At 57.0% G+C, this 26,064-nt stretch carries 21 protein-coding genes and 3 pseudogenes; 6 read left to right on the top strand and 18 right to left on the bottom strand.

Features of this window, described 5'->3' with window-relative positions; genetic code table 11:
• The 9 genes and pseudogenes from HLUSI_RS0105415 to HLUSI_RS0105380 all read right to left on the bottom strand — a co-directional run.
• A partial coding sequence (locus tag HLUSI_RS0105415; RefSeq protein ID WP_016833004.1) for a biotin/lipoyl-containing protein occupies positions 1-616 on the bottom strand: 616 nt, incomplete at its 3' end.
• Positions 617-692: 76 nt separating this feature from the next.
• On the bottom strand, positions 693-3,557 hold the full coding sequence (locus tag HLUSI_RS0105410) for a 2-oxoglutarate dehydrogenase E1 component (protein WP_029363161.1): 2,865 nt from the start codon (positions 3,555-3,557) through the stop codon (positions 693-695).
• Between the two features lie 333 nt (positions 3,558-3,890).
• On the bottom strand, positions 3,891-5,195 hold the full coding sequence (gltA, locus tag HLUSI_RS0105405; RefSeq protein ID WP_016833002.1) for a citrate synthase: 1,305 nt from the start codon (positions 5,193-5,195) through the stop codon (positions 3,891-3,893).
• 199 nt (positions 5,196-5,394) lie between these two features.
• Positions 5,395-5,664 carry an FAD assembly factor SdhE gene (locus tag HLUSI_RS0105400; RefSeq protein WP_016833001.1) on the bottom strand — a complete coding sequence of 90 codons (270 nt, stop codon included), beginning with the start codon at positions 5,662-5,664 and terminating at the stop codon, positions 5,395-5,397.
• 138 nt (positions 5,665-5,802) lie between these two features.
• Entirely contained in the window at positions 5,803-6,513 is a 711-nt protein-coding gene (locus HLUSI_RS0105395) for a succinate dehydrogenase iron-sulfur subunit (protein WP_016833000.1), read from the bottom strand.
• 11 nt (positions 6,514-6,524) lie between these two features.
• The gene (gene sdhA / locus HLUSI_RS0105390) at positions 6,525-8,303 is read right to left on the bottom strand and encodes a succinate dehydrogenase flavoprotein subunit (protein WP_029363160.1); all 1,779 of its coding nucleotides are present in this window, start codon (positions 8,301-8,303) and stop codon (positions 6,525-6,527) included.
• 2 nt (positions 8,304-8,305) lie between these two features.
• Positions 8,306-8,671, bottom strand: coding sequence for a succinate dehydrogenase, hydrophobic membrane anchor protein (gene sdhD / locus HLUSI_RS0105385; RefSeq protein ID WP_029363159.1), 366 nt, complete (start codon positions 8,669-8,671; stop codon positions 8,306-8,308).
• Positions 8,672-8,673: 2 nt separating this feature from the next.
• A pseudogene (sdhC, locus tag HLUSI_RS34765) lies at positions 8,674-9,082 on the bottom strand (succinate dehydrogenase, cytochrome b556 subunit).
• A 142-nt stretch (positions 9,083-9,224) separates the two neighbouring features.
• The gene (locus HLUSI_RS0105380; protein ID WP_016832997.1) at positions 9,225-10,010 is read right to left on the bottom strand and encodes a GntR family transcriptional regulator; all 786 of its coding nucleotides are present in this window, start codon (positions 10,008-10,010) and stop codon (positions 9,225-9,227) included.
• A gap of 428 nt (positions 10,011-10,438) precedes the next feature.
• Between HLUSI_RS0105380 and HLUSI_RS0105375 the strand changes: the two genes are divergently transcribed.
• The 6 genes and pseudogenes from HLUSI_RS0105375 to HLUSI_RS0105350 all read left to right on the top strand — a co-directional run bounded on the left by HLUSI_RS0105375 (position 10,439) and on the right by HLUSI_RS0105350 (position 17,950).
• A complete protein-coding gene (locus HLUSI_RS0105375) occupies positions 10,439-11,428 on the top strand; it encodes a malate dehydrogenase (RefSeq protein WP_016832996.1) in 990 nt (329 codons plus the stop codon).
• 67 nt (positions 11,429-11,495) lie between these two features.
• Positions 11,496-12,375: pseudogene (locus tag HLUSI_RS27110) on the top strand (HpcH/HpaI aldolase/citrate lyase family protein).
• A 17-nt stretch (positions 12,376-12,392) separates the two neighbouring features.
• On the top strand, positions 12,393-12,911 hold the full coding sequence (locus tag HLUSI_RS0105365; RefSeq protein WP_016832994.1) for a hypothetical protein: 519 nt from the start codon (positions 12,393-12,395) through the stop codon (positions 12,909-12,911).
• Positions 12,912-13,058: 147 nt separating this feature from the next.
• Positions 13,059-15,752, top strand: coding sequence for an aconitate hydratase AcnA (acnA, locus tag HLUSI_RS0105360; protein WP_016832993.1), 2,694 nt, complete (start codon positions 13,059-13,061; stop codon positions 15,750-15,752).
• A 70-nt stretch (positions 15,753-15,822) separates the two neighbouring features.
• Positions 15,823-16,527, top strand: a pseudogene (gene acnA / locus HLUSI_RS0105355) (aconitate hydratase); the annotation flags it as partial.
• A 196-nt stretch (positions 16,528-16,723) separates the two neighbouring features.
• Entirely contained in the window at positions 16,724-17,950 is a 1,227-nt protein-coding gene (locus HLUSI_RS0105350; RefSeq protein ID WP_029363158.1) for a DUF2863 family protein, read from the top strand.
• A 144-nt stretch (positions 17,951-18,094) separates the two neighbouring features.
• On the opposite strand, the gene HLUSI_RS0105345 is transcribed toward HLUSI_RS0105350, so the two are convergent.
• The 9 genes from HLUSI_RS0105345 to flhD form a co-directional block, all read right to left on the bottom strand.
• Positions 18,095-18,601 (bottom strand): chemotaxis protein CheW, encoded by a 507-nt coding sequence (locus tag HLUSI_RS0105345; protein ID WP_016832990.1) that lies wholly within the window; start codon positions 18,599-18,601, stop codon positions 18,095-18,097.
• 21 nt (positions 18,602-18,622) lie between these two features.
• A complete protein-coding gene (gene cheA, locus HLUSI_RS0105340) occupies positions 18,623-20,752 on the bottom strand; it encodes a chemotaxis protein CheA (RefSeq protein ID WP_016832989.1) in 2,130 nt (709 codons plus the stop codon).
• A 55-nt stretch (positions 20,753-20,807) separates the two neighbouring features.
• Positions 20,808-21,173, bottom strand: a complete 366-nt coding sequence (locus tag HLUSI_RS0105335; protein WP_029363157.1) for a response regulator — start codon at positions 21,171-21,173, stop codon at positions 20,808-20,810.
• 150 nt (positions 21,174-21,323) lie between these two features.
• Entirely contained in the window at positions 21,324-21,878 is a 555-nt protein-coding gene (locus tag HLUSI_RS0105330) for a hypothetical protein (RefSeq protein ID WP_029363156.1), read from the bottom strand.
• Between the two features lie 44 nt (positions 21,879-21,922).
• Positions 21,923-22,852, bottom strand: a complete 930-nt coding sequence (gene motB, locus HLUSI_RS0105325) for a flagellar motor protein MotB (RefSeq protein ID WP_016832986.1) — start codon at positions 22,850-22,852, stop codon at positions 21,923-21,925.
• A 33-nt stretch (positions 22,853-22,885) separates the two neighbouring features.
• Positions 22,886-23,746, bottom strand: coding sequence for a flagellar motor stator protein MotA (gene motA / locus HLUSI_RS0105320; protein ID WP_029363155.1), 861 nt, complete (start codon positions 23,744-23,746; stop codon positions 22,886-22,888).
• 174 nt (positions 23,747-23,920) lie between these two features.
• Positions 23,921-24,697, bottom strand: a complete 777-nt coding sequence (locus HLUSI_RS0105315) for a class I SAM-dependent methyltransferase (RefSeq protein ID WP_029363154.1) — start codon at positions 24,695-24,697, stop codon at positions 23,921-23,923.
• 65 nt (positions 24,698-24,762) lie between these two features.
• Positions 24,763-25,365: a flagellar transcriptional regulator FlhC gene (gene flhC, locus HLUSI_RS0105310; protein WP_029363153.1), complete on the bottom strand. Its 603-nt coding sequence runs from the start codon at positions 25,363-25,365 to the stop codon at positions 24,763-24,765.
• A 127-nt stretch (positions 25,366-25,492) separates the two neighbouring features.
• Positions 25,493-25,810: a flagellar transcriptional regulator FlhD gene (gene flhD, locus HLUSI_RS0105305; protein WP_007876449.1), complete on the bottom strand. Its 318-nt coding sequence runs from the start codon at positions 25,808-25,810 to the stop codon at positions 25,493-25,495.
• Positions 25,811-26,064: the final 254 nt, after the last annotated feature.

Here is a 26,064-nt window from a genome sequence, read left to right as displayed (position 1 = left end):
GCGATTGCAGCAGACGCTCGGCCACGCGTGCGCGCAGGCGGCTCATCGGTACGCGTTCTTCCGGACGGTTTTCCAGGCTGGCCTTGCCTGGAGCGGCAACGGCTTGCAGTGCCGGTTTGGCGGCGGCGGCAGCTGGGGCAGCTGCCTTCGGTGCATTCAGGGAAGCCAGCACGTCGCCCTTGGTGACGCGACCATCCTTGCCTGTGCCCGACACTTGCGATGTCGACATGTTGTTGTCGGCCAGGATCTTGGCGGCGGCAGGCATGGCGACGTCGGACTTGTTCGCCAGTTCAGGCGCTGCGACCGGTGTCGGTTCGTTGGTGTTTTGCGGTGCAGGAGCAGCCTTGACTTCCAGCGGGCTCACTTGTGCGGACGCGTCGGTGTCCAGGATCGCGATGACTTCACCTGCGACCACGGTCGAGCCGTCGGCCTTGATGATCTGGGCGATGACGCCGGCTTCCGGCGCCGGCAATTCCAGCACGACCTTGTCGGTTTCGACGTCGATCAGGTTCTCGTCGCGTGCGACGGCTTCGCCCACTTTTTTATGCCATTGCAGCAGCGTGGCTTCTGCAACGGATTCTGATAATTGCGGGACTTTTACTTCGATTTGTGCCATGTAACTTCTCCGATTCGGGTTATTCAATAAACATCAGCGCGCATCGCCCTCGCAATGCGCGCCGTGCAAGATCTGCTTACTTAGTCAGGACAAAGCCCTTGAGTTTGGAAAACGCGGTGTCGATCAGCGCCTTTTGTTGCGCATAGTGCTTGTCGTAGTAACCGACCGCTGGCGATGCGCTGGCTGGACGACCTGCATACGCAAGCTTTTGACCGTCAGTCAGATTTTCAAAGATGTTGTGCTGGATCTGCAGCCATGCGCCCTGGTTCTGCGGCTCGTCCTGTGTCCATACCAATTCCTGGAAGTTCGGGAATTGCTTGAGCGCAGCAGCGAACGCCTTGTGCGGGAACGGATACAGTTGTTCGACACGGATGATTGCCGTGTCGGTCTGACCGCGTTCCTTGCGTGCATTGACCAGATCGTAATAGACCTTGCCCGAGCAGGCGATGATGCGCTTGACCTTCTTGGCGTCGAGTTTGTCGTCCAGTTCCGGAATGACGGTCTGGAACGATCCCTTGGCCAGATCGGACAGCGGCGAACCGGCATCCTTGTTACGCAACAGCGACTTCGGCGTGAGGATGATCAGCGGCTTGCGGAACAGGCGGATCATCTGACGGCGCAGCAAGTGGAAAATCTGCGCGGCGGTGGTCGGCTGGACAACTTGCATGTTGTTGTCGGCGCACAGCTGCAGGTAACGCTCAAGACGTGCGGACGAGTGCTCAGGACCTTGGCCTTCGTAACCGTGCGGCAGCATCTGTACCAGACCCGAGGCACGGCCCCACTTCACTTCGCCGGAGCTGATGAATTGGTCCATCACGACTTGCGCGCCGTTGGCGAAGTCGCCGAACTGAGCTTCCCAGATCGTCAGCGTGTTCGGTTCGGCAGTCGAGTAACCGTATTCGAAACCGAGCACGGCTTCTTCCGACAGCACGGAGTCGATGACGGTGTAAGGAGCCTGGTTTTCTGCGACGTTTTGCAGAGGAATGTAGGTGCCTGCATCCCAACGTTCACGGTTCTGATCATGCAGAACGGCATGACGGTGGACGAAGGTGCCGCGGCCTGCATCCTGGCCGGTCAGGCGGATGGCGTAGCCGGACGCAACCAGCGAAGCGTAGGCAAGATGTTCGCCCATGCCCCAGTCCAGGTTCAGTTCGCCACGACCCATTGCAGCGCGGTCGTTGATGACCTTCTCGACCAGCGCGTGCGCCTTGAAGCCTTCAGGGATGGTGGTGATGCGTGTAGCCAGGCGCTTCAGCTCTGCCAGCGGGACTGCCGTGTCGGCAGCGTCGGTCCACTTGCGGTTCAGGAACGGCAGCCAGTCGACGGCGTACTTGCTCTTGAAGTTGGTGATGACCGGGTCGACAGTATGCTTGCCGCTATCCATCGCATCGCGGAAAGCCTTGACCATGACATCGCCGCCGTCGGCCGGGATGGTGCCTTGCGCCGCCAGTTTTTCAGCGTACAGCTTGCGTGTACCCGGATGTTGCGCGATCTTCTTGTACATCAGCGGCTGCGTCAGCGCCGGTGTATCTTGTTCGTTGTGACCCAGCTTGCGGAAGCAGATGATGTCGACAACGATGTCCTTCTTGAACTGCATGCGATAGTCGACCGCGATCTGCGTGGCGAACACGACGGCTTCAGGATCGTCGCCATTGACGTGCAGCACAGGCGCTTCGATCATCTTGACCACGTCCGAGCAGTACAGCGTCGAGCGCGAGTCGCGCGGATCCGACGTGGTGAAACCGATCTGGTTGTTGATCACGATATGCACGGTGCCGCCGGTGCCGTAGCCGCGCGTCTGCGCCAGATTCAGCGTTTCCATCACGACGCCCTGGCCGGCAAAAGCGGCATCGCCGTGGACCAGAATCGGCAGCACTTGCGAACCGTCCTTGTCGCCGCGACGATCCATACGCGCCTTGACCGAACCTTCAACCACAGGGTTGACGATTTCCAGGTGGGACGGGTTGAACGCCAGCGACAGGTGGACCGGGCCGCCCGGGGTGCTGATGTCGGAGGAGAAGCCTTGGTGGTACTTGACGTCGCCGGCCGGCAGGTCGTCGGCGTGATGGCCTTCGAACTCCGAGAACAGCTCTTGCGGCGTCTTGCCGAGGATATTGACGAGCACGTTCAGACGGCCGCGGTGGGCCATGCCGATAACGATTTCCTGCACGCCCTTTTCACCTGCGCGCTGGATGGTTTCATCCAGGGAGGCGATGAAGCTTTCGCCGCCTTCCAGCGAGAAACGCTTCTGGCCGACGTATTTGGTGTGGAGGTAACGCTCCAGGCCTTCAGCCGCGGTCAGACGGTCGAGGATGTGTTTTTTCTTTTCAGCCGAGAATTGCGGCAGCGCGCGTGTCGGCTCCAGGCGTTCCTGGATCCAGCGCACTTCAGCCGGGTCGCTGATGTAGGTGAATTCGGCGCCGATTGAACGGCAGTACGTATCGCGCAACGATTGCAGCAGGTCGCGCAACGATGCGGTTTCGCCGCCGAAATACGTATTGCTGATGTTGAACACGATATCCATGTCGGAATCGCTGAAACCGTAGAAAGTCGGCTCGAGTTCAGGGATGCTTGGGCGCTCCTGGCGTTGCAGCGGATCCAGGTTGGCGAAACGGGAACCCAGGTCGCGATAGCCTGCGATCAGTTGGGTTGCAGCGACGCGCTTGCGGCCCATTTCGGTGTCGGCGGAAGCGACCACGGTGCGGATCGGACCTTGCTTGGCGCGCTCGGCGAACGAAGCGATTACCGGTGCATGGGCGACGTCAGGACGATTGGAACCATCAACTGCAGGCACGTGTTGCACCGCGTCGAAATAGGCACGCCAATTGTCTGGTACGGATCCGGGATTATTGAGGTACGCCTCGTACAGTTCTTCCAAGTACGGCGCATTCCCACCAAAGAGGTAGGAGTTGAGATTATATTGCTCGTAGAGCTGAGTCATATCTGGCTCACCTTTCTTCGCGTTTCGCGAGATTAGCGGGTTAATCTAACCTTCCGCGACACGGCCTGACCGGTTAGCGGATTGCACATCAAGTTGTGGGGAAGGACCATGTCTACCTGAACTTTTTTGAGTTATCCAGTCAGCATAGGCCGAATTATATATCCTTATTTCCAATAAAAAAGCGAATCCACAGGGATTCGCTTTTTTATTTGTGCCATTTGTTGCACTGGCGGAAGGCAAGGCCGAGACCTTTGCAGAACCGCTACACAACAAGCTGCAACGAGATGATGACAGCTTGATGACCGACCTTGCCGGACGGCCATCAAGCCGTTATCAGACGCGCTTGTCGATCGGCGAAACGTCGCGTTTCGCGGAGCCGACGAACAACTGGCGCGGACGACCGATTTTTTGTTCCGGATCGGAGATCATTTCGTTCCATTGAGCAATCCAGCCCACGGTACGCGCCATTGCAAAGATGCAGGTGAACATCGATGTCGGGATGCCCAGCGCGCGCTGAACGATACCCGAGTAGAAGTCGACGTTCGGATACAGCTTGCGGGACACGAAGTAGTCGTCTTCCAGCGCGATCTTTTCCAGCTCCATGGCCAGCTTGAACAATGGGTCGTCGTGCAGGCCCAGTTCATTAAGGACTTCGTAGCAGGTTTCACGCATCAGCTTGGCGCGTGGATCGTAGTTCTTGTAGACGCGGTGACCGAAGCCCATCAGCTTGACGCCGGAGTTCTTGTCCTTCACCTGCTTGATGAACTCAGGGATGTTGTCGACCGAGCCGATGCCTTCCAGCATGGTCAATGCAGCTTCGTTGGCGCCGCCGTGAGCAGGACCCCACAGGCATGCGATGCCGGCCGCGATACATGCGAACGGATTCGCACCCGACGAACCGGCCAGACGGACGGTCGATGTCGAGGCGTTTTGCTCGTGGTCTGCATGCAGGATCAGGATGCGGTCCAGCGCGCGCACCAGCACTTCGTTGACCTTGTATTCTTCGCATGGGTTCGCGAACATCATGCGCATGAAGTTGGCGCTGTACGACAGGTCGTTGCGCGGGTACACGAACGGTTGGCCGATGTTGTACTTGTACGCCATGGCGACCAGTGTCGGCAGCTTGGCGATCATGCGGATCGCGGAAACGTCGCGATGCACCGGATTGCTGATGTCCAGCGAGTCATGGTAGAACGCCGACAAGGCGCCGACCGAACCGGTCAGCACTGCCATCGGGTGAGCATCGCGACGGAAACCGCGGAAGAAGAAATTCATTTGCTCGTGAACCATGGTGTGCTGGGTCACTGTTTCGACGAATTCTTCCTTTTGCGTTGCAGTCGGCAGTTCGCCGTGCAGCAGCAGATAGCAGGTTTCCAGGAAGTCGCAGTTGACCGCCAGTTGCTCGATCGGGTAACCGCGGTACAGCAGCTCGCCCTTGTCGCCGTCGATGTAGGTGATCGATGAATTACATGCCGCTGTCGACATGAAGCCCGGGTCATAAGTGAATTTGCCGGTGGCGCCGTACAGCTTGCGAATGTCGATGACATCCGGACCGATGGTGCCCTTGTAGACGGGGAAATCCAGGGACGGCGTGCCATCCGAGAACGACAGGGTCGCTTTGATATCTGAGGTGGGCATAATTCTTCCTTCAGCTGTGATGATGAATCGTTAATCAAAAATCGCAAATCAACCGCTTTAGAGCCTGTTGCAAAATGAACTTCGCATCCCTCGCCTGCCTGCATGCACGATGCACGACGTCGCCAACTTCGCTTTGCAACAGCCTCTAATACAACGCCGGCCGCTTTTGAACCAATCTTGCCAGAACTCCGTGGAACGTTCAGGCGCTACGCAATTTTTTGAGCAAGGCGTGGACCTGGGGCAAGTCCACCGCTGCTTCAGGCTCCTTGCGCACAAGGAGCAAGTCCATCAGGTCGTTGTCGCCAAGATCCATCAGGCGGGAAAACGCGTCGACTTCGTCATCGGTCATGCTCTCTTCATTGGCGTCGAGGTAACGCGTCAGGATGAGATCGTTTTCCAGCAATCCGCGACGAGCGCGCCAACGCAGGCGTGCACGTTTGGCGGGATCGTCTTGATGGCTTTGGGACATGGATTCAAATCACTTCTTAATCGGTGCTGACTTCATTCTTCCGGCCACACTGGCAAACCGGCGCGGAAGGCAATCACTGGTGAAACATGGATAAAACCACGGGCGGAAGTCGCCTCCCGCCCGCTTGCTGCAAACTGCTTATACCGCGCGGCGAACCATCAGTTCCTTGATCTTGCCGATGGCTGCGTTCGGGTTCAGACCCTTCGGGCAGACATCGACGCAGTTCATGATGGAACGGCAACGGAACAGGCGATACGGATCTTCCAGATCGTCCAGGCGCTGGCCGGTCGCTTCGTCGCGGCTGTCCGCGATGAAACGGTAAGCCTGCAGCAGGCCGGCAGGACCGACGAACTTGTCCGGATTCCACCAGAACGACGGGCACGATGTCGAGCAGCATGCGCACAGGATGCACTCATACACGCCGTCAAGTTCTTCACGCTGTTCAGGCGATTGCAGACGCTCTTTTTCAGGAGGAATGCTGTCGTTGATCAGGTAAGGCTTGATCGAATCGTATTGCTTGAAGAAGTTGGTCATGTCCACGATCAGGTCGCGGATCACCGGCAAACCTGGCAACGGCTTCAGAACGATGGGCTCGCTCAGTTCGTTCAGGTTGGTGGTGCAGGCCAGGCCATTCTTGCCGTTGATGTTCATTGCGTCCGAACCGCACACGCCTTCACGGCATGAACGGCGCAGCGCCAACGAATCGTCGACGTCGGACTTGATGCGTTGCAGGGCGTCCAGCAGCATCTTGTCGGTTGGCTTCAGCTCGACGGTCAGGTCTTGCATGTACGGCTTTTCGTCCTTGTCCGGATCGTAGCGGTAGATCTTGAATTTCAGAGTACGTGTCATGTTCTGACCTTTTAGAAAGTACGTGCTTTAGGTTTAAATGTTTCGACTGTCAACGGTTGCATGTTGACTGGCTTGTAGTCGAGACGATTCCCCTCGGAAAACCACAGCGTGTGCTTCAGCCATTCGACGTCGTCGCGCTTTTCGTAGTCGCGATGTGCGTGCGCGCCACGCGATTCTTTGCGGGCTGCTGCGGAAGTGATGGTTGCCTTGGCTGTTTCAATCAGATTGTCCAGCTCAAGCGCTTCGACGCGTGCGGTGTTGAAGACCTTGGACTTGTCCTTGAACGAGACGTGCTTGCGACGCTCGTCCAGTTCCATGATCTTGGCACGGCCTTCGTTCAGCAATTCATCGGTGCGGAACACGCCGCAGTAATGCTGCATCGTGGCGCGGATTGCATTGGCGACGTCCTGCACGCGCTCGGAACCGGTGCTGGTTTCCAGACGCGCGACACGTTCCATGGCGCGATCGGTTGCGTCGGATGGAATTGGCTTGTGGCTGCGATCCTGCAGACGGCTTTCAACGATGTGATTACCCGCTGCGCGACCGAACACCACCAGATCCAGCAGCGAGTTGGTGCCCAGACGATTGGCGCCGTGCACCGATACGCAGGCGCATTCGCCGATGGCGTACATGCCCTGCACCACTTCCTTGTATGAACCGTTCTTCGGTGCGACGACCTGACCGTATACGTTGGTCGGGATACCGCCCATCTGATAGTGAATGGTCGGCACGACAGGAATCGGTTCCTTGGTCGCATCAACGTTGGCAAACTTGTGCGCGATTTCCAGAATCGACGGCAGGCGCTTTTGAATCGTATCGGCGCCGATGTGACGCAGATCCAGCAGCACGTGATCCTTGTGCTGACCGACGCCGCGGCCTTCCTTGATTTCCTGGTCCATCGAGCGCGACACGAAGTCGCGCGGCGCCAGATCCTTCAGCGTCGGCGCATAGCGCTCCATGAAACGTTCGCCGTTGCTGTTGATCAGGATGCCGCCTTCGCCGCGCACGCCTTCGGTGATCAGCACGCCCGCGCCGGCCACGCCGGTCGGGTGGAACTGCCAGAATTCCATATCCTGCAGCGGCAGGCCTGCACGCGCCGCCATGCCCATGCCGTCGCCGGTATTGATGAAAGCATTGGTCGAAGCGGCCCAGATACGGCCTGCGCCGCCGGTTGCAAACAGCGTGGTCTTCGCGTGCAACATCATGATTTCGCCGGTTTCCATTTCCAGTGCAACCACGCCGATCACATCGCCTTCGTTGTCGCGGATGACATCAATCGCCATCCATTCAACGAAGAAGTGCGTCTTGGCGCGGACGTTGCGCTGATACAGCGTATGCAGCAGTGCATGACCGGTACGGTCAGCCGCAGCACAGGCGCGCGCCACCGGCTTTTCACCGAAGTTGGCGGAGTGGCCGCCGAACGGACGCTGATAAATGGTGCCGTCGGCATTGCGGTCGAAAGGCATGCCGAAGTGTTCCAGCTCGTAGACGGCCTTCGGTGCTTCGCGGCACATGAATTCGATGGCGTCCTGGTCACCCAGGTAGTCCGAACCCTTGACGGTGTCGAACATGTGCCAGTACCAGTTGTCTTCCGACATGTTGCCCAGCGACGCACCGATGCCGCCTTGAGCAGCGACCGTGTGCGAACGGGTCGGGAAAACCTTGGAAAGAACCGCGACGTTCAGACCGGCTTCCGCCAGTTGCAACGAAGCGCGCATGCCGGATCCGCCGGCGCCGACAATAACCGCATCAAAGCGGCGTGTAGGAATTGTGGATTTGATAGCTGCCACGATTACACTCTCCACAAAATCTGTGCCGCCCATCCGGCGCACACAACCAGCCACAGGATCGTGGCAACTTGCAAGACCAGGCGCACGGCGACCGGCTTGACGTAATCCATCCAGATATCACGCACGCCAATCCAGGCGTGATAGAACAAGGCCATGAAGGCTGCGAACGTCGCCATCTTGAACCACTGATGCGAGAACATTGCCGCCCAGCCGTCATAAGAAAAACCACTGGAAGTCAGGAAGCACACCAGCAGAACGACGGTGTACAAAGCCATGACGACGGCGGTAGCGCGTTGCGCCAGCCAGTCGCGCATGCCGTAATGAGCGCCCACGACGAGGCGCTTCGATCCGATATTATTGTTTGCCATTTTTAGAATGCTCCGAACAGTTTCAACGCCACCACGATCATCAGTGCGATGCTGACGACCAGAACCGGCCGACGATTTGCGCGCGCTGTCCTTGTCCAGACCGATGTGGTTGTCCATGACCAGGTGGCGGATGCCGGCACAGAAATGATGAAGATATGCCCAGGACAGGGCGAGGACGACAAGCTTGACGAACCAGTTGGAGGCAAAGCCCTTCAGGTACTCGAAGGTGCCTTCGGAGAGCAGACTGTTATCCAGCAAATACAGGATGAACGGCAGCATCAGGAACAGGAACAGACCACTGACACGGTGCATGATCGACACCAGCGCAGCCAGTGGCATACGGTAACCAGCAATTTGGGTAATATTAATGTTACGAAATTGTGGCCGTGGTGGTTTAGCGGCTTCAGACATAACAAGGTTCTCCTCAGATTTAAAACAATCCCGCAATTTTCGCCGATTTCATGAACCTTCACCAACACTTATTCTGCTTCGCAGCAAATTAGGTATTTCAAAGTCGACGAACGGATGCGAGCAAAGGACATCCCCTGCAGGTTTAATTCAATTCGCTCTGGTAGTGATAATTCAACGTCAAATACAAGCCGCGTCGCATCTCTACCGGCTTGTCGCCATAGGTGAAGGAAGCGCGGTCCACACTCAACAAAGGCGTCTGGGGCGGAACCCCCAGCAGTTCCGCAGACTCCGGATCCGCCCCCACGGCACGAATCTGCTCTTCAGCGCGAATCATGCGTGTCCCGAATTCGGTTTCAAAGAGGCCGTACAACGGCCCTTTATATTCCATCAGACGTTCCGCGGTCAGCCCCTTGAAAATAAGACCGGGCAACCAGATTTCTTCAAGTATGGTCGGAACGCCGTTAAATGATTTTACCCGTTTGATGAAGATCACGGAGTCGCCCGACTTCATGTCGAGCTGACGCGCCACTTCGGCCGGCGCACGCACGCGCTTGACTTCGATGATCTTGTTTTCGGCGCGCTGCGGAACGTCCGTATCCGCGGTCAACCGCAGGAAACGAAATTGCGCATGGGTTTCATGATGTGTGGCAACAAACGTGCCCTTTCCTTGCCGCCGCACCACCAGATTTTCAGCAGCCAGCTCGTCGATCGCCTTGCGCACGGTCCCCTGGCTCACCTTGAAACGGTTGCCGAGTTCGACTTCGCTGGGGATCAGTTCGCCCGGCTTCCACTCGCCCGATTCCAGACGCTGCGTGATCAAGGCCTTGATTTGCTGATAGAGGGGGCTGAAGGTAGGCGCTGCTCCGGCAACACTGGTGCCCACGCTTTGCGCGTCGCTGTTATTCGAATTGGGCAGGCTGGAGCTCATAACCCCAAATTTGACCACAAAAACCCTGTTCGCGTCCAGTGAAAAGTATTTAATAAGATGTCTTATATAAGACATAAGATAGCGATTGACAGACCACAAAGGCAGGCCTACACTCGCGGGCATATTCAGAGACGAGCAGGTTTTTGGTCGTGCTTGCAGCGCAATGTATCAGGACTGCGCGATGTGCGTCGTACCGGTTCGCGAATGTCGAATTGTCGGGACGGCAAAACAACTGACTGACTGCGCTTTCGACGGTATGATTACAGTCTCTTGAAAGAATACGAAGTAATTGCCGGCGTCTTTCCGCGACCGGCGAGGAGTTGGGAAGCACTTCCAGGACTTGTTTCAGCGCGTTTGCAACATGTTTTGCGAGCGCCTCCCGATTCCGGCAGTATTGAACGCTTTCTATCACCACTTTGGAGATTCACATGGCTAAAGCCCCCAAGCGTGTTGCCGTTACTGGCGCCGCCGGTCAAATCGGTTACTCACTCCTCTTCCGCATTGCTAACGGCGACCTGCTCGGCAAAGACCAGCCAGTGATCCTGCAGTTGCTGGAAATCCCCGACGAAAAAGCACAAAAAGCCCTGAAGGGCGTCATCATGGAAATCGATGACTGTGCATTCCCGTTGCTGGCCGGCGTGACCGCGCACAGCGACCCGCTGACAGCATTCAAGGATGCCGACATCGCTCTGCTAGTTGGCGCCCGCCCACGTGGCCCAGGCATGGAACGCAAGGATCTGCTGGAAGCCAACGCACAAATTTTCACCGTGCAAGGCAAGGCGCTGGACGCAGTTGCTTCGCGCGACGTCAAGGTTCTGGTGGTCGGCAATCCAGCCAACACCAATGCTTACATCGCCATGAAGTCGGCGCCGAATCTGCCGGCCAAGAACTTCACCGCCATGCTGCGCCTGGACCACAACCGCGCGCTGTCGCAGGTTGCAGCCAAGATCGGCCAACCGGTTTCGGCGATCGAAAAGCTGTGCGTCTGGGGCAATCACTCGCCGACCATGTACGCCGACTACCGTTTTGCGACAGCCAACGGCAAGGCCGTCAAGGACCTGATCAACGACCAGGTCTGGAACAAGGACACCTTCCTGCCGACAGTCGGCAAGCGCGGCGCAGCGATCATCGAAGCACGCGGCCTGTCCTCGGCAGCATCGGCAGCCAACGCAGCGATCGATCACGTGCATGACTGGATCCTCGGCACCAACGGCAAGTGGACCACCATGGGTGTTCCATCGGACGGCTCCTACGGCATCCCTGAAGGCACCATGTTCGGCTTCCCGGTCACCACCGAGAACGGCGAATACAAGATCGTCCAAGGCCTCGAAATCGACGAATTCTCCCAAGAGCGCATCAACATCACGCTCAAGGAATTGTCGGAAGAGCGCGAAGGCGTCAAACACCTGGTCGGCTAATTGACCAGCGCGCGGCGGGCTTTCACAGCCGCCGCGTCATTTTGCATACATTCGGAATTCAGCAGCAATGCATCCCACCCAGGTCTTGTTCCCAGGCACCCGACAACCGGTCTTACTACCGGTCTGCGACCATTACGCCGGCTCTGAAAAGCTGATGCGCAAGTCGATCGCCCTGCAGCAAGAGCTCGGCCCGGTTTTTGATATCACCCTCGACTGCGAAGACGGCGCCAGCGCCGGCAACGAAGCCGAACACGCGCAACTGGTTGGCTCCTTGATCGCCGGCGACGACAATCGCTTCGGCCGCATCGGCGCCCGCGTGCATGACGTGACCAGCCCCTTTTTTGAACAAGACGTCGCGACGATCTGCGCTAGTGCCGCCCTGCGGCTGGCTTACCTGATGCTGCCCAAGGCGGACGGCCTGGCCGATGTGCAACAAGCCCTCGCCGCCATCGCTCGCCACACCAGTGCCGCCGGTCGCCGCATGCCGCCGCTGCACGTACTGATCGAAACCCACGGCGCGCTGGAAGACGTCCGCTTGATCGCGGCGCTGCCGCAGGTCGAATCGCTGTCCTTCGGCGTGATGGACTTCGTGTCGGCGCACTATGGCGCCATTCCGGGTGCGGCGATGCGCGCGCGCGGCGCAGGAGTTCGGCTATACCCGGATGTGGAGCATCCATCCAAACCAGATCAAAGCAATCGTGCAAACCCTGTCCCCCGCCAACGATGAAATCGATGCAGCGGCACAAATCCTGCTTAGCGCCAGGGACGTGCAGTGGGGCCCGATACAGCATGGCGGCACATTGCATGACCGTGCCAGCTACCGTTATTACTGGAGTATTTTGCAGCGCGCCCATGCCGGCGGCGCTGCCCTGCCTGCGGAAGTCGCAGCCTGGTTTGCAGAAACCGGCACGACCGCTGCACCGATTTCAACCACCCTGCAACATTGAACATTAACTGACGCACGATGAAAAAATACCTGACCGCCCTGACTCTCGCAAGCGCCCTCTGCGCCATCGGCATGCCATCTGCATTCGCCGAGACCGGTGCGCCTGCGGCAACCGCCACCAAGAAGCAACCAGCCAAGAAAAAAGCAGCGCATCCCAAAGCTGCCGCCGCGGCCGCCAAGCCCGCTGAAAAAATGGCACTCTCTTCGGACGCTGACGACGACGAAAACGAGCCGGAAATCGGCGGCACCAAGTCTGCCGACTTCCACTGCGAAATGGGCAACAAGCTGACCATTTACAAGAACGACGACGATGACAAGCACATCGCCATCCGCTGGAACAAGCGTATCAATCGCCTGACCCGCGTGACCACCACCACCGGCGCCAACCGTTTCGAAAACCGCAAGGTCGGCCTGGTCTGGATCGGCATCCCGGCCAAGGGCATTCTGCTGGATTCCAAGAAGGGTCAGCAACTGGCGAACGAATGCAAGAACGCAGAATCGGCGACTGCAGAAGCGCCGGCAGCCCCGAAAAGCTAAGCAGCAAACAGGTAACAAGATTCAGTGCAAATTCAGAACGAATTCAGCACGGATCGAGAAGTAATGCAGTCCCGTATTTGCAACGAAACCAAGCTTCGTAGCGCTAACAAAGTATTTACACCATCCGTAATCTAAGGAGAAGAGGCCATGTCCCGCAACACATTGAACACCCTAAAGGAATTCAGCATTTCCGGTTCCAAGAAAGGCAAGTTCTACTCACTGCCCGCCCTGGAAAAGAAACTCGGGATCAACATCTCCCGTCTGCCAGTGTCGATCCGTATCGTGCTGGAATCCGTCCTGCGCAACTGCGACGGTCAGAAAGTCACTGAAGAGCACGTCAAGCAATTGGCAAGCTGGAGCGCCAAGGGCGCTCGTGTCGATGAAATTCCGTTCGTAGTTGCCCGCGTCGTGCTGCAGGACTTTACCGGCGTTCCTCTGCTGGCCGACCTGGCCGCGATGCGCAACGTCGCCAAGAAGCTGGGCAAGAATCCAAAGAACATCGAGCCGCTGGTGCCGGTGGATCTGGTTGTCGATCACTCGGTGCAGATCGACCATTATCGCGAAAAGAAAGCGCTCGACCTGAACATGAAGCTGGAATTCGAGCGCAACAACGAGCGCTACCAGTTCATGAAATGGGGCATGCAAGCATTCGACACCTTCGGCGTCGTGCCTCCGGGCTTCGGCATCGTCCACCAGGTGAACCTGGAATACCTGGCGCGCGGCGTGCACAACAAGACCGGCGTCTACTATCCCGACACACTGGTCGGTACTGACTCGCACACCACCATGATCAACGGTATCGGCGTGGTCGGCTGGGGCGTGGGCGGCATCGAGGCGGAAGCCGGCATGCTGGGCCAACCGGTTTACTTCCTGACACCTGACGTGGTCGGCGTGAACCTGACCGGCGCGCTGCGCGAAGGCTGCACCGCAACCGATCTGGTGCTGACCATCACCGAACTGCTGCGCAAGACCAAGGTCGTGGGCAAGTTCGTCGAGTTCTTCGGCGAAGGCACCAAGTCGCTGTCGCTGACCGACCGCGCCACGATCGCCAACATGGCGCCTGAATACGGCGCCACCATGGGCTTCTTCCCGGTCGACAAAGCAACCATCGACTACTTCAAGGGCACCGGCCGCACCAAGGCGGAAATCGACGCGTTTGAATCCTACTTCAAGGCACAGAACCTGTTCGGTATTCCAAAGGCCGGCGACATCGACTACACCAACGAAGTGTCGCTGGATCTGGGCACCGTTGCACCATCGCTGGCGGGTCCGAAGCGTCCGCAAGACCGTATCGAAATCGGCAACGTCAAATCGACTTTCGCCGACCTGTTCGCCAAGCCTGTCGCCGAAAACGGCTTCAACAAGAAGATCGAAGATCTGACGAAGACATACACCAACGCCGACGGCGTCGATGTCAAGAACGGCGACGTGCTGATCGCGGCGATCACATCGTGCACCAACACATCGAACCCAAGCGTGCTGCTGGCAGCCGGCCTGCTGGCCAAGAAGGCTGTTGAAGCAGGCCTGAAGGTTGCTCCGCACATCAAGACATCGCTGGCGCCTGGATCGCGCGTCGTGACCAAGTACCTGGAAGCAGCCGGCCTGTTGGGCTATCTGGAAAAACTGGGCTTTGGCGTGACCGCTTACGGTTGCACCACTTGCATCGGCAACGCCGGCGACCTGACACCAGCAATGAACGAAGCGATCGTCAAGAACGACATCGTGGCTTCCGCGGTGCTGTCCGGCAACCGTAACTTCGAAGCGCGTATCCATGCGAACATCCGCTCGAACTTCCTGGCATCGCCTCCGCTGGTCGTAGCTTACGCCATCGCCGGCAACATGAACGTCGACCTGATGACGCAACCGGTCGGCAAGGGCAAGGGCGGCAAGGAAATTTTCCTGGGCGACATCTGGCCGACTTCGCAAGAAATCGAAAAGCTGTTGAAGTTCGCGATGAACGCCAAAGTGTTCAAAGAGAACTACGCCGACGTCAAGGGCGCCCCAGGCAAGCTGTGGGAAGCCATCAAGGGCGTCGCTGCAGGTCAGGTCTACAACTGGCCGACTTCGACTTACATCGCAGAACCGCCGTTCTTCGAAAACTTCACCGAAGTGCCGACAGCGGCAGCAACCGGCATCAGCGGTGCGCGCGCTCTGGGCGTGTTCGGCGACTCGATCACCACCGACCATATCTCCCCGGCCGGTTCGATCAAGGATTCGAGCCCAGCAGGCAAGTGGCTGCAAGCCAACGGCGTGCTGAAGGCGGACTTCAACTCCTACGGCTCGCGCCGCGGCAACCATGAAATCATGATGCGCGGCACATTCGCCAACGTGCGCATCAAGAATCTGATGGTGCCGGGCGTTGAAGGCGGCGTGACGGTTCACCAGCCAAGCGGTGAACAGATGGCGATCTATGATGCAGCCATGAAGTATGTCAACGACGGCGTCCCAACCATGGTATTCGGCGGCGAAGAGTACGGTACGGGCTCCTCGCGCGACTGGGCTGCCAAGGGCACTCAACTGCTGGGCGTGAAGGCTGTGATCACCCGCTCCTTCGAACGTATCCACCGCTCGAACCTGGTCGGCATGGGCGTGTTGCCGCTGCAATTTATCGGTAACGACAGCGTCCAGACTCTGGGCATCACAGGCGAAGAAACTTTCGACCTGAAGGGCCTGGAAGGCGAGATCAAGCCGCAACAGGAAGCAACTCTGGTGATCCATCGCAAGAACGGTGAAACCAAGGAAGTCAAACTGCTGCTGCGCATCGATACGCCGATCGAAGTGGACTACTACAAGCACGGCGGTATCCTGCCGTTCGTTCTGCGTCAACTGCTGGCGGCTTGATCGGCTCCCTGCAAAGACGTCCCGCGTTGCGGACACGCAGCAAATAAAAAACGCCGGTTTCGTTATACGACGCGGCGCGCGCGCACTGGGCGTGTTCGGCGACTCGATCACCACCGACCATATCTCCCCGGCCGGTTCGATCAAGGATTCGAGCCCAGCAGGCAAGTGGCTGCAAGCCAACGGCGTGCTGAAGGCGGACTTCAACTCCTACGGCTCGCGCCGCGGCAACCATGAAATCATGATGCGCGGCACATTCGCCAACGTGCGCATCAAGAATCTGATGGTGCCGGGCGTTGAAGGCGGCGTGACGGTTCACCAGCCAAGCGGTGAACAGATGGCGATCTATGATGCAGCCATGAAGTATGTCAACGACGGCGTCCCAACCATGGTATTCGGCGGCGAAGAGTACGGTACGGGCTCCTCGCGCGACTGGGCTGCCAAGGGCACTCAACTGCTGGGCGTGAAGGCTGTGATCACCCGCTCCTTCGAACGTATCCACCGCTCGAACCTGGTCGGCATGGGCGTGTTGCCGCTGCAATTTATCGGTAACGACAGCGTCCAGACTCTGGGCATCACAGGCGAAGAAACTTTCGACCTGAAGGGCCTGGAAGGCGAGATCAAGCCGCAACAGGAAGCAACTCTGGTGATCCATCGCAAGAACGGTGAAACCAAGGAAGTCAAACTGCTGCTGCGCATCGATACGCCGATCGAAGTGGACTACTACAAGCACGGCGGTATCCTGCCGTTCGTTCTGCGTCAACTGCTGGCGGCTTGATCGGCTCCCTGCAAAGACGTCCCGCGTTGCGGACACGCAGCAAATAAAAAACGCCGGTTTTGCGCGCGCTGCAGGACACGCTGTAAAGCACACCATGAACGGCATTGGCGAACCGGCATGCCCGTCAGCAATACCCGGCCCGATGTCGAATCAACTACAATAGACATTCTCATCATTTGATTGTCAATATTTCATCATGCGCCGCCCCGCCAAACGCTCTTCCTCCAGGTTATCCGCTGAAAGCCAGCGCCTGGTCAATTCATCACAAGCGGTTGCCGGTTCTACCAGTCGTCTCGAAGAAAGAGCCTGGGAACGCACCCTTGATCTGCAACTACACAAGCAGCTGAAAAGCAATCATCAGGGCATGATCGACGTCGCCCTCGACCACCTTTTCAAATCCGATCTGGACGGTTACGACGTCCTGGTGGAAGCGGTCGAAGCAAACAGCGAAGCCTGCGCTCTCGATTACGACGGCAAGGTCTACAGCGTGCAGTTGCTGGCATTGCCGGTGCTGGCCTGGACGCGTTTCAGCATCGCTTCCGGCAACTTGCCGAGCGAAGTGCGCGACGGCTTGTTCGCCCATCTGCATGCGCACGTGCTGGCCGACAACGTCCATCTGGCATTGGCGCCGGCCTTGTATGCGATCGAACAGCTGCCGCGCCATCATGCCGACGTCTTCGCGATGACGCAGCGCATGGGCCAGGCCGCGCTCAAGCAAAGCATGCCGCAGCTGTCGCTGGAGCAAACGCCGACCGCGCCCTTCCTGGCCGATACGCGCTACCTGATCGCTGCGGTTGCCGTGCCGACCGGCGCACCGGTATTCCGCTGGCAAATGGATGAACATGGCTCGGTTGTGCACGAACGGGAGACGGCACTCAAAGCATGGACTACCCAGGCCACGCCGCTGTTGACCCGCTTCCTGCCCGGCTGCAATGTCGAGTTGCTGCTGCCGCAACCGTATTATTTCGCTTGCCGCGAAGCGGACAAACGTATCCGCCCTGCCGCCATTCGTGCGGCCGATCACTATCTGACCCAGACGCTGGGCGTAGCCTCGTCGGAACTGCACGCCAACATCGGCAGTTTTTGCGAGAACATCAACGGCCAGATCGACGAGTACCGCGTCGGCTTCAGCCTCGGCAACGACGACGGTATCGTGTACGGCATCGTATGGCCGCTGTATGAGCAGGAAGATGGCGATGAAGTACGCGATCTGTCCGCGCCGGACAGTGCGCAGACGCCGATGGAAGAAATCCTGGGAGTATTGCGCGACTGCGGGATCGTGCAAATCAAACTGCACGAGGAGCGCTATACGATGGAGTTCTGCGACGATTGTGGCACACCGCTATTCCCGGCGCCCGATGGCGATCTGGTGCATGCCGAAATGCCGGAAGATGCACCGGCATCGACCGAACACTTCCACTAAGCTATCTTTCCCTGCCTGCCGATGAGCGTCCGAGACGCTTGTCGGCACGGCCTGCCACACCATTTCGCGATCCAAAAGAAAACGGGCTCCTGCCGCAGAGCCATGCGGCAGGAGCCCGTTTCCGGACTTGATGCTTGAAGCGGCTTAAGCTGCCAGCTTCTCGATCAGGCCCATGTCGGCGCTGGACATCAGCTTGTCGATGTCGACCAGAATCAGCATGCGCTCATCCAGTGTGCCCAGACCGATCAGGTAGTCGGAGTCGAAAGTTGTGCCCATTTCCGGCGCCGGCTTGATTTGCTCAGGCGACAAGGTGATCACGTCGGACACGCTGTCCACCACCATGCCGACCACACGGCCGGAAATGTTCAGGATGATGACAACGGTGAATTGATCGTAGGTCGGTTCGCCGAGCTGGAACTTGATGCGCATGTCGACGATAGGGACAATGATGCCGCGCAGATTGACGACGCCCTTGATGAATTCCGGCGAATTGGCGATACGGGTCACGGCTTCGTAGCCGCGGATTTCCTGAACTTTCAGGATGTCGATGCCGTATTCTTCCTTGCCGAGCGTGAAGGCCAGGAACTCATTCCCGGCGCTGTCGGACTTCTCGCCGAAGCCGGAAATATTTTTCGAAATGGTGTCAGACATGATAATGGCCCTTATAAAAAATCAGGAAAATACAGATTCGTCGTTCAATTGCCGGCTTGATCGTAACAATGCGGCAACGTCGATAATCAAGGCTACGCCTCCGTCACCCAGAATAGTAGCACCAGAAATCCCTGCAACCTTACGATAATTGGATTCCAGGTTCTTGACAACAATTTGCTGCTGACCGATCAGGTCATCGACGAACAATGCAGCTTTCTTGCCATCCGATTCCAGGATTACCACCAGCCCCTGCGACGGATCGGTGAATGTCGGCTCGATATTGAAAATTTGATACAGCGGAATCAGCGGCAGATATTCGCCACGGACTTTGATGACCTTGCCCTGACCGCTGATTTCCTTGACGTCCTGCGTCGCCGGTTGCAGCGACTCGACCACATAGCCGAGCGGCAGGATATAAATCTCGTGACCGATCCGGATCGACATGCCGTCCAGGATCGCCAGCGTCAGCGGCAGCGAGATCGAAATCGTGGTGCCGAAACCCTTGCTGGAGCGAATATCGACAGCGCCGCCCATCGCCAGGATGTTGCGCTTGACGACATCCATGCCGACACCACGGCCGGACACATCGGTGACCTGCTCCGCAGTCGAAAAGCCCGGCTCGAAAATCAATTGCCAGACGTCGCCGTCACTGAGGTTATCGGACACCGCCATGCCTTGCTGCTTGGCCTTGGCCAGAATCTTGTCACGGTTGAGACCGCCGCCGTCGTCGGTGACTTCAATGATGATGTTGCCGCCCTGGTGTTCGGCCGACAGCGACAGCGTGCCGTAATCGGTCTTGCCTGCTGCCAGGCGCGTTTCTGGAATTTCGATGCCGTGATCGACACTGTTGCGCACCAGATGGGTAAGCGGATCGACGATGCGTTCGATCAGGCCCTTATCCAGTTCCGTGGCGGCGCCATGGGTGACGAATTCGACACGCTTGCCGAGTTTGGCGGCCAGATCGCGCACCATGCGCGGGAAGCGCGAGAACACGTAATCCATCGGCATCATGCGGATCGACATCACGGATTCCTGCAAGTCGCGCGTATTGCGAGTCAGCTGGCTGACACTGTTGAGCAGATGCTCATACAGCATCGGATCCAGTGAGCCGGTACGCTGCTCAATCATGGCCTGCGTGATCACCAACTCACCCACCAGGTTGATCAATTGATCGACTTTTTCGATGCCGACGCGAATCGACTGCGATTCATGCACGGTTGCAGGCTTCTCGCCCTTGGCTTTCTTTTCGCCGCCTTCCGTCACGGCCAGGGCCGGAAGATCGTCGTCAGTGTGTACGGCAGCTTCTGCCGCCTGGTTGGCCTTATCGGTCTCGCCTTGCGGAACAAACGGCTCGAAGAAACCATAGCCGCGTTCTTTATCCGTTGCATTCACCGGCACAAACGGCGCGAAGAAACCATAGCCGCGCTCTTCGTCGGTTGCATCTTGCGGCACGAACGGTGCGAAGAAACCGTAGCCCTGCTCTTCTTCTTTGGAACGCCCGGCGACTGCTTGTGAAATCTTCAGGTCATCCGTGTTCACCAGGAAGGAACAGATTTCGACGATGCTGTCGGCGGCCTTGGCGGTGTCCAGGATGAACACGCAGTGATCGCCTTCAGCGTCGGCTTTTTCAATTTTTCCGAGCAAACCGAGTTCTTGCTGCAAGGCCTCGATGTCGCGCTCGGCCAACTTCGGCAATTCAATACGATACCGGCTGACGCCGCCCGGGCCGACCAGCGGCTGCGCGCCCTTGGCTTTTTTGCCGGCGCCTTCGGACAGCGACTGCAACAGCTTGCGTACGTCGGCTGCCGCATTCAGATCGACGGTCGCGCCATGGCGATGACCGTCCAGCATGGATTTGATAACGTCTTTGGCGGCCAGGAAAGCGTCGACGTGCTGACTTGTCAGCGCCATTTCATGTTGGCGGATGCGGTCAAGCAGCGACTCCAGCACGTGGGTCACTTCGGTAATGTCGTTCAGGCCGAATGTGGCCGAACCGCCTTTGATGGAATGCGCGGCGCGGAAGATCGCGTTCAGATCTTCGTCGTCGGGATCCGACACATTAACGGCCAGCAGGAGCTTTTCCATTTCCGCGAGGCCTTCCTCCGCCTCGTCGAAAAACACCTGGAAAAACTGGCTCATATCAATGGTCATGATTGGGCTCCGTCATGGATGCTGTAGGTCTGTCTTTTATCGTTGATTTTCGACACTAGCCGATGACTTTTTTAACCACTTCGGTCAAACGCTGCGGATCGAACGGTTTGACCAGCCAGCCGTTGGCGCCGGCAGCCTTGCCTTTGGCCTTCATCTCATCGCTGAACTCAGTGGTCAGCATCAGAATAGGCACGCGTTGATAGCTCGTAAGCGCACGCAGGGAACGGATCAGCGTCAGGCCATCCATGCGCGGCATGTTCTGATCGGTCAGCACCAAGTCGAAAGTCTGCAACTTCGCCTTGTCCAGCGCCTCTTGCCCGTCCACCGCTTCGGTGACTTGATAGCCGGCTGCTTTCAGGCTGAACACCACCATCTGGCGCAATGACCCCGAGTCGTCTACCGCAAGAATTGTTTTAGACATCATTACTCCCTGTTCTTCATTTACGGCCATGAGTTGTTCGAACTCATTATGCCGCATCCATTATCAAAAAATTACTATTGTGCGATTGATTCAATCCATCTTCAAATCACCTAAGAGCCTCGCCGAATCTGCATATCGAGGCGACTTTGCTTAGAACAATTCGATGTCGCCGCTTTCCATGCGCGTTTGCCGTACTGTTTTCCACAGGCCATTTTCAAGCGCGGTCAGGCGTTCTTCCATCGACTCGACCGTGTTCTTGAGCAGACTCTCGAGCATCTCAGCCGATTGCGTGGAATCGGGCATAATCTCAAAGCTGTTCGCACTGAGCACACCCAGCGCATCGCGCAAGCCAATCACACGACGCACAATACGCTCCAGCAACTGGCTGGTCATGTCCTGGAATTGCAAGCCTGTCACTGCAGCGTTGACGTGCACCGTAATGTCATCCTGCATGACCTTGAGGCGAGCGATGTCCTCAGCGGACAAAGTACCGTTGCCGGCCATGACCACTTCAAGTTCCTTTTGCTGCGCGAGGACAGCGGTGTGCAACTCCATGAAACTTGACCCTAGCTTCTCGATCGCTTCGCCGAGCAGGATATTGGTCTGGACCAGATCCGTCTCGACTTCAGTCAGTTGCCTGCTTCCACCGCTTGCCGTATCGAGCAGCAAGCGCTTGAGCTCTTGCAGCATTTTGGGTGTCGACATTCAGAGCCCTCCTTCTCAATTGGGCCGGGTGTTTAAAATCCGTTTTAATTCTTGGCCGGTTCGCTCAAACCATCTTTTACTTCAGCTTCCGACGACACATCGAGTGAAGACGATCCACCATTCTGCACCAACTCTTCCGCCTTCTTGTTCATCACGATGATGCTGATGCGGCGATTGATCGGGTTGAAGGGATCTTCCTTGTCCAGCAGCACGGCGGACGACAGGCCCACCACGCGCAATACCTTCGATTCATCCATGCCGCCGGAAATCAACTCACGACGCGACGCATTGGCGCGATCGGCGGACAACTCCCAATTGCTGTAGCCCTTTTCACCGCTCGAATACGGTGTCGCGTCAGTGTGGCCGGACAGGCTGATCTTGTTCGGCACATCATTGAGCGTTTTGCCGATCTCGCGCAGGATTTCACGCGTATAGGGTTGCAGCTGGGCGCTGGCCAGTGCGAACATCGGACGGTTCTTTTCGTCCACGATCTGGATGCGCAAACCTTCAGATGTAATATCGATCAGCAGCTGATTCTTGAATTGCTTTAAGGTCGGGCTGCTGTCGATGGCGGTCTCGATGCGCTTTTTCAACTCATCCAGACGAGCGCGTTCGGCCTTTTCCAGTTCGGCCTGGGCAGCCCGCACGCTGCGCTTGCTGGTAATATCGTTCTCGCCCTTGCGCAACTGCCCTTCCTGGCGCGTCAGATCCTTGCCCCCGCCGGGCAACACGGTATTCGCGTCGCCGCTGCCGGAACCGCCGGCCATCGCGACTTTGAGAGGGGTTTTGAAATATTCCGCAATACCGTTGAGATCGCCCTTCGCGGTCGACCCCAACAGCCACATTAACAGGAAGAACGCCATCATCGCCGTCACGAAGTCGGCATAGGCGATCTTCCAGGCACCGCCGTGATGACCGCCGCCGCCCTTCTTGATGCGTTTTACAATAATGGGACGTAGCCCTTCGTCGGCCATGCCTTACTCCTGCTGATGACTGGTCATATCGGGTTACTTGCTTTTTGCCTGTTTGACGTGTTCTTCCAGTTCCAGGAAGGACGGACGCTCCGTCGAGAACAGGACCTTGCGACCGAATTCGATCGACAAAGCAGGTGCGTAACCATTCAGGCTGGCGAGCAAAGTGACTTTGACGCATTGATAAATCTTGGTCGACTCATGCAGCTTTTGCTCCAGCAAGCTCGACAACGGGCCCACGAAACCGTACGCCAGCAGAATACCGAGGAAGGTACCTACCAACGCATGCGCAATCAGCATACCCAGTTCGGACGGCGGGATACCCACCGACTCCATGGTGTGGACCACGCCCATGACCGCCGCCACGATACCGAAGGCCGGCATGCCGTCGCCCAGCTTGGCGATGCAATGCACCGGGATTTCGCCTTCGTGATGATGAGTTTCGATTTCGTTGTCCATCAGATTTTCGATCTGGAACGCATCCATGTTCCCTGACACCATGAGGCGCAGGTAATCGGTCATGAATTCGATCAGGTGATGGTCAGCGAGAACGCCGGGATATTTGCTGAAAATCGGGCTCGACTCAGGTTCCTCGATGTCGCCTTCGATCGACATCAAACCTTCTTTGCGAGATTTGGTCAGGATTTCAAACAACAACGACATCAGCTCCATGTACAGAGCCTTGGTATAGGTCGAGCCTTTGAAAACAGTCGGCAGCGCCCTCAGCGTAGCCTTGATGGCCTTGGTGTTATTACCGACAAGGAAAGCGCCCCCCGCTGCTCCGCCGATCATCAGCAACTCAATCGGCTGAAATAACGCCCCGAGATGCCCCCCTGCCATTGCAAATCCGCCGAAGACGGACAACATGACGATTACATATCCAATTATGACTAACAAGTGCCTACTCCCGTCCCAGTGGCGTTCAGTGTTTTTACCTGCTATCAGGTTACATGCAATCCCATCAACCAAATGATGGAATACATGACCGAAAGCGGGCTTTCATTTTCAATTACGACACCAAAGATAAAAACTTGATAACGTGCGGAGAATGTAACACAGCTCTTTTTTGTTTCACATACGCCAACCATACAAAGCCGGCCCATTTTCTTTCGGATGCACGACGACATCCGGTTGCACATCTTCGATGACGAATTCATAGCTCAGCAACAGCGTCCCCGGACGCATTTCCGCTCGCGCCTTTTGCCATAATGCCGTCATCGCCGCAGGCGACAGATAAGCGAAGATCGCATCGTAGTCGCGAAAATCCAGGCGCGTATAGTCGCCGCGTACAAAAGCGCCGCGACTGCGAGTAAGCAAGGCGCGTACCTGGCTTACCAGCCAAGGCAACGGCGCCAGCTCGATGCCGGTGAAACGACTATCGGTGCGCAATCTGGACAGATAAAGGACGGCACCGCCCAACCCGCTGCCGATATCGATCACGCGCAGGGGCTGGTCAGCCGGCAACAAAGCAGCCACCGCATCCCAAGTCGACTGCCCGGACGGATAGAACGGCACCTGGCTGCGGAACGTCGACCAGAACAACAGCAGCAAAAAGAGGAAAACCGCGAGGAACAGCACCGGCGGCAAATGAAGGGAATTCACCAGCACGGCGGCCGGCGGAAAGAAAAACAGGATCGGCCCCCACCATGAAGCCATGCGGCGCAGATAAGCGATGCCGGCGGCCAAAGCGCCATGCAGGAAAGCGAAAGGAATGGGAGAAATAGCGACGCCGAACAGCTGTTCGACGGCCTGTGCGGCCAGTAAAGCGAGGACCAGTGCTGCACAAAGAATGAACAACGCTTGAACTGCAGGTGCCTGCAGAACGGGTCTGCGCTGTCCCAACGTCATCTCGGCCTCCAAGCCTGCATCAAAAGCCGATTATTGTAACGCGACAGTATTCAGAATGATCCGTGTCAGGCAATAGCGGCGACCAGTTGCGCTTCAAGCGCAGCTGCGGCTGCAGCAGCGATGGCAGGCGCGGCAATCGCGTCCTTGGCCTTCTTGGTTTTGCCGGCGCGAGATGGCATGTGGCATAGGCCGCACAGGTAATCCTGATGCAGATCCAGGCGATGTACGACAAAATGACCGCGGCATTTGCTGCACGGGGTGGTCGTCAGCATCTTGCTTTCGAAGAAGCGCACCAGCGTCCAGGCACGTGTGAGCGACAACACGGATTCGTCGCCGTCGGCGATCTGACCGGCCTGCTCAAGATACAGCTTGTAGGCTTTCATCACGGCTTCAATGCCGGAGATCTTGGCGTACTCAATCAGGTATTTATGGATATTGATGAACAACGATGAATGGATATTCGGCTGCCAGGTGATGAACCAGTCTGTGGAGAATGGCAGCATGCCCTTCGGCGGCGAAACACCTTTCAACTCCTTGTAGAGCTTGAGCAGGCGCTCACGCGACAGGGAAGTTTCAGACTCCAGCAATTGAAGACGCGCCCCCAGATTAATCAACTCTATGGCCAATTGAATCTCTTGTGATTCAGTAATCACGCTTTTCTTAGCCATGAACACACCCCCGATATTTTTTAATTACAACTAAACTTCTTTGCCAACCTGATTGACGCTTAACGTCGAATCATTCTCCCGGGTTGACCGAGTCAACCCAAACATACCACGGAGGATGAGTGCAGTGTCAGGAAATTTGTTCGACCGGCTGACAGGCCATCAAAATCGCTGCATGGGATTGGGCCAGGCCCTTGTCTTTGTTGTAATTGGTCAGCATGCCGAGGATTGCACCGTCGTCGAAGCGGAATCGCGTCAACATCATGTTGGTGCCGGCAAGTTTCAGAATTTGTGCGTTGCTCAGACCTTGAATCATGTCTGCTATCTCGTCGCTGATACCAAGACGGAATATGGCGGTTGCCTTGTCGGATCGGATCATTTGCTGAGCCAACATCAAATAACTAAGATTTGCATCACGAATTTCAGCCATCATGTCATTGGTATTCATTTAACCCCCACCTCAAAATCAATTTACACCCGGTTACTTTTTCTTACCGGTGAGGCTGATTCTGAGGGGGTGTTGAAAGGCAGGAAATTAGTGGATGTCGGTATTTTTCGTCGGTTCCGACCCAAGACATATATAGGATTTTGTCTTACAAAAACATTGCAAAGTTTTCTAAAAAATCAAGATGTTTTTCTAAAGCCCACACCCACATTGGGTTTGGAAGACGATAGAATTTTCATTTTTAAAAAAAAAAAAAA

It is taken from the genome of Herbaspirillum lusitanum P6-12, assembly GCF_000256565.1.
Taxonomy (GTDB): Bacteria; Pseudomonadota; Gammaproteobacteria; order Burkholderiales; family Burkholderiaceae_D; genus Herbaspirillum; species Herbaspirillum lusitanum.
The sequence above is the reverse complement of the archived record's forward strand: the minus strand, read 5'-3'. Positions and strand labels throughout refer to the sequence as shown.